4 protein-coding genes are annotated in these 4,513 nt (G+C 63.9%); all 4 read right to left on the bottom strand.

Features of this window, described 5'->3' with window-relative positions:
* The coding region (locus HY852_RS20940) for an ABC transporter ATP-binding protein (protein ID WP_291606776.1) at positions 1 to 928 on the bottom strand (928 nt) is incomplete at its 3' end.
* The gene (locus HY852_RS20935; protein WP_291606774.1) at positions 928 to 1,845 is read right to left on the bottom strand and encodes an ABC transporter permease; all 918 of its coding nucleotides are present in this window, start codon (positions 1,843 to 1,845) and stop codon (positions 928 to 930) included. The genes HY852_RS20940 and HY852_RS20935, both read right to left, overlap by 1 nt.
* The gene (locus tag HY852_RS20930; RefSeq protein ID WP_291606772.1) at positions 1,811 to 2,770 is read right to left on the bottom strand and encodes an ABC transporter permease; all 960 of its coding nucleotides are present in this window, start codon (positions 2,768 to 2,770) and stop codon (positions 1,811 to 1,813) included. The genes HY852_RS20935 and HY852_RS20930 overlap by 35 nt, the downstream gene beginning before the upstream one ends.
* Before the next feature lie 29 nt (positions 2,771 to 2,799).
* On the bottom strand, positions 2,800 to 4,512 hold the full coding sequence (locus HY852_RS20925) for a peptide ABC transporter substrate-binding protein (protein ID WP_291606771.1): 1,713 nt from the start codon (positions 4,510 to 4,512) through the stop codon (positions 2,800 to 2,802).
* Position 4,513: the final 1 nt, after the last annotated feature.

The raw sequence follows: 4,513 nt of genomic DNA, 5'->3' as shown, positions 1-4,513 counted from the left end.
GCAGCACCGGCTCCCGCTCGATGCAGATGCTCATGACATGGCGGCAGCGCGGCGCGAAGCGGCAGCCGGGGGCGGGATTGATCAGGGTCGGCACGGTGCCGCCGATGGTCTCGAGGCGGGTCTTGTGCCCGGCATCGAGATCGATGCGCGGAATGGAGCGGATCAGTCCCTGGGTGTAGGGATGGTGCGGATTTCCGAACAGCTCCTCGACGGGAGCCTCTTCCACGACCTTGCCGGCATACATCACGACGACACGCTGCGCGGTCTCCGCAACCACGCCCATGGCATGGGTGATCAGCATCACCGCCATGCCGAAGCGATCCTTCATGTCCTGCAGCAAATCGAGGATCTGCGCCTGGATGGTGACGTCGAGCGCGGTGGTCGGCTCGTCGGCGATGACGAGCTTGGGCTTGCAGGCCAGCGCCATGGCGATCATGACGCGCTGACGCATGCCCCCCGAGAACTGATGCGGATAGTTGTGCACGCGCTTCTCGGCGTTGGGGATCTGCACCAGCTTAAGCATTTCCACCGTGCGCGCGAGCGCCTGCTTGTGCGATAGCCCCTCGTGGCGGCGCAGGCTCTCGGCGATCTGCTCGCCGATGGTCAGCACCGGATTGAGCGAAGTCATCGGTTCCTGGAAGATGAAGCCGATCTCCTTGGCCCGGACGTCGTCGAGTTCGTCGCTGGTCAGCGGCACGAGATCGCGCCCCTCGAACACGATCTGACCTTCGACGATGCGGCCCGGCGGCATCGCGATCAGCTTCAGGATCGACATCGCCGTGACGGTCTTGCCGCAGCCGGATTCCCCGACCACGCACAGCGTCTCGCCCTTGTTGATGGTGATGTCCACGCCGTCCACGGCCTGGAGGATGCCGTCGTCGGTGGCGAAGTGGGTCTTGAGGCCCTTGATCTCAAGCAAGGGCGCCATCAGATCACCTTTCGCGCGTCGAGCGCGTCCCGCAGGCCGTCGCCGATGAAGTTGATGGCGACGACCGCGATGAAGATCGCGCCGCCCGGGAACAGGGCCCAGTGGGGGCCGATGTCGAGAAAGTCCTTGGCGTCAAAGAGGATGCGCCCCCAGGTCGGCGTGTCGGGCGGAAAGCCGAGACCGAGAAAGGAGAGCGTCGATTCGGCGATGATGGCGGCGGCGACGTCGATCGTGCCGGCGATGATCACCGGTCCGACCGCATTGGGCAGGATGTGTCGGACCACCTGCCGCACGGGGCTGGCGCCGAGTGCGCGGGCGGCTTCGACGAATTCCTTCTCGCGCAGCGACAGGAACTGGGCGCGCACGAGGCGGGCGACCGGCATCCAGCGCAGGCCGCCGATCACCAGCACGATGAGGATGAAGATGCCGCCCTCCGGCCCGAACACCGTCTTCAGCCCGTCGCGGAACAGATAGATGAGGAGAAGCAGGAGCGGCAGTTGCGGCAGCGACAGGAATAGGTCGGTGAGCCACATCAAGGCGTGGCCGAGCGCGCCGCGCGACATGCCCGCAAGCGCCCCGATCAGCGTGCCGACGAGCACGGAGACCATCATCGCGGCAAGGCCGACCGCGAGCGAGATACGTCCGCCATAGATCATGCGGGCGAGAATGTCCTGGCCGAGGTCGTCGGTGCCGAAGGGATGGGCCAGCGAGGGGCCTTGGAGGCCCGCCACGATATCGATGTCATTGATCGAGACCCGCCACAGGAAGGGGCCGGCAACCACAGCCAAAACCAGAACCAGGAGCAGAAACGCGCTGACCACGGCAAGCCTGTGGCGGCGGTAGCGCCGCCAGGTCTCGCGCCATGGCGAATAGACCCGCCGCTCAGCGGAAGGAGATGCGAGGGTCAAGCCAGCCATAAAGGACATCCGCGATGAGGTTGAAGAGCACCACAAGGCAAGCAAAAACGAAGGTTACGGCCATCACGACCGGCGTGTCGTTGGAGAGAATGGAGGAAATGAGCAGCGAGCCGATGCCCGGTATCCGGAAGATCTGCTCGGTGACGATGGCGCCGCCGAACACAGCCGGCATCTGCAGCGCGACCAGGGTGACGACCGGGATCATGGCGTTGCGCATCGCGTGCTTGACGATGACCCTGGCCTGGCCGAGGCCCTTGGCGCGGGCGGTCGTGACGTAGTCCAGACGGATCACGTCCAGCATCGCCGAGCGCACGTAGCGGGTCATGGCGGCCGCCTGGAACAGGCCGAGCACCATCACCGGCATGATCGCCTGCCTTATCTGCTCGATCAGCCAACGCACGCCGGTCGCCTTGATGTCGGTGGAATAGACGAAAGGCAGCCAGTCCAGCGTGATCGAGAAGATCAGGATGAACAGGATGCCGGTGAAGAACGTCGGCAGCGAGAAGCCGATGAAGGCGAGCGTGTTGGCGATCTGATCGAACAGCGAATAGGGCCGCGTTGCGGCATAGACGCCCACGGGGATCGCGATCAGCAGCGCCAGGAGCTGCGCCGAGCCGATCACATAAATCGTGGCCGGCAGGCGCTGCAGGATGAGCGCTCCCACGTTCATGCGGCTGACGAAGGAGAAGCCCCAGTCTCCCTGCGCCATGGCGGAGAGCCAGTGCAGGTAGCGAAGATGGACCGGATCGTCGAGGCCGAACTTGGTCCGAAGCGCAAGTTGCACTTCGGGCGGCACGTTCGGATTGGTCGCCAGCTCGGAGAACGGATCACCGGGGGCGAGCGCAAGCACGGTGAACAGAACGAGCGAAATCCCGAGCAGGCTCGGGATGGCGATCAGCAGGCGACGCAGGACATACTGAGTCATGAGGGGAACACCCAGCTACGCCCGCGTAATCATTCCTCCCGATACCAGTCGAACAGATTGTCCGTCTCGTTGGCCCAGCCGCTGACCACCGGGCGCAGCGAGTTGGAGCAGACCTCGACCTTAAGGCGGTGCTGCACCGGGATGAACACGGTCTCGCCGATCAGGATGTCGTTGGCCTTGATGTAGAGCGCCGCCCGCTTGACCGGATCCATCTCGCCTTCCGCCGCCGCAATCGCGGCATCGTACTCCTTGCTGACGAAGCGCGGGAAATTCTGGCCCTGCCACTTGTTCTCCTTCTTCGACACGTTCGCCGAGACAAAGCGACGCATGTGCTGGGTCGGATCGGGCTGGCTCATCGGGATCTGGAACATCTCGATGTCGGCGTAGAACTTGGCGTAGGTGTCGGGGTTGGCTACGTCGGAGGAGAAGAACACCGAGGCAACGACCGACTTCAGCTCCACGTCGATGCCGGCCTTCTGGCAGGCCTGCTTGACGATGGCCTGGGTCTTCTGGCGCGGACCGTTGATCGCGGTCTGATAAAGGAGCTTCAGCTTCTTGCCGTCCTTCTCGCGGATGCCATCCGCACCGGGCTTCCAGCCGGCGTCGTCCAGCATCTTCGCCGCCTTCTCGATGTTGAACTCCCATGTAGTGTTCTTGGAGACGAACTTCTCGGGGCCGTTGAGGAAGTTTCCGGTGGTGCGCCCGGCGCGGCCGTAGATGGCTTTCTTGACGGACTCGCGATCGACCAGCAGTGAGAGCGCCTTGCGCACCACCGGATCGGAGAACAAGGGATGCTTGGTCTTGATCGAGGAGCGCTCGCCGTCGATCTCGGTGTTGGGATCGGTGAAGTTCAGCGCGATGAACTCGGTATCCCCGCCGACCGCATAAATGGTCTTGCCCTTGCCGCCCTTTTCCAGGCGGAGCAGGACGTCGTCTTCGACCTGGATGTTCCAGCCGAAATCGTACTCGCCGGTCTGGATCACGGCACGCGCGGCCGAAACCGCATCGCCGCCACCCTTCATTTCGAGCGTGTCGAAATGGGGACGGTTGGGCATGTGATAGTCGGGATTGATCACGCCGCGCACGAGATCGCCCGGCTTGAACTCGACGAACTTGTAGGGACCGGTGCCGACCGGCGCGAGATTGGTGGGGGCTTCGCGGGACTTGGAGCCCTTGTAGTCGGCGAACAGATGTTTGGGGAGGATGCTGCCCGTAGCTCCGACAAAGGCGTCGGCCCAGAACGGAGTCGGCTTTTTGAAAAGGATGCGGACGGTGAGATCGTCGACCTTTTCAACGTTGATGTCGCGGTAGGTCGCCGTGGTCACCGTGGCGGTGGCGGGATCGGCTGTGTATTCCCAGGTGAACACCACGTCATCCGCTATGAAAGGCTTGCCGTCGTGCCATTTGACGCCGGGCTTGAGCTTCCAGATCACCGACTTGCCGTCGGCGGCAAGACCGCCGTTCTGGATCGAGGGCATCTCGGCAGCCAGCACGAGCTTGAGATTGCCGTCCGGATCCCAGCAGGCGAGCGGCTCGTAGAACAGGCGCGAGCCGTCCTGGTCCTTGGTGCCGGTGGCAAAATGCGGATTGAGCAGCGTCGGCCCCTGCCACCACAGCAGCTTGAGCGCGCCGCCACCGCCACGTTTGGTCGGCTTGTACAATGACGGGCTCTGGGCCATCGCCACGCCGCCGATGGCAAGGATCTGCGTCGCCATCGGCGCGGTGAGGCCAAAACCGATCATG

It is taken from the genome of Bradyrhizobium sp., from assembly GCF_016213215.1.
GTDB lineage: Bacteria > Pseudomonadota > Alphaproteobacteria > Rhizobiales > Xanthobacteraceae > Bradyrhizobium.
Note: the sequence above shows the minus strand (reverse complement) of the source record. Positions and strands in the feature narration are given on the sequence as shown.